This window comes from Ralstonia sp. Ralssp135 (assembly GCF_047304345.1).
Classification (GTDB): domain Bacteria; phylum Pseudomonadota; class Gammaproteobacteria; order Burkholderiales; family Burkholderiaceae; genus Ralstonia; species Ralstonia chuxiongensis.
Map to the genome: position 1 here is coordinate 1 of NZ_JBGLYZ010000134.1, position 230 is coordinate 230.

Here is a 230-nt window from a genome sequence, read left to right on the forward strand (position 1 = left end):
GCCCCAGGCTGAAGCCCGAGGCGGCGCGCCCCGAGGTGAAGATTGACCTGGTCGGCGTGGTCCTGGCCGCGACCTCCATCATCCTCATCGTCTTCGGCTTCAACAACCTCAACCGCTGGGGCCTGGGCGAAGCCCGCCCGGCGGCGCCCTTCGATATCATGGGCATGTCGCCGGCGCCGCTGATGATCGTCACCGGCATCGTACTGCTGCAGGGCTTCATCCTGTGGTGC

At 67.4% G+C, this 230-nt stretch carries 1 protein-coding gene; it reads left to right on the forward strand.

Annotated features, from left to right (window positions below; all coding sequences use genetic code 11):
* On the forward strand, window positions 1–230 hold a 230-nt coding region (locus ACCD03_RS25670; protein ID WP_413413304.1), incomplete at both ends, for a hypothetical protein.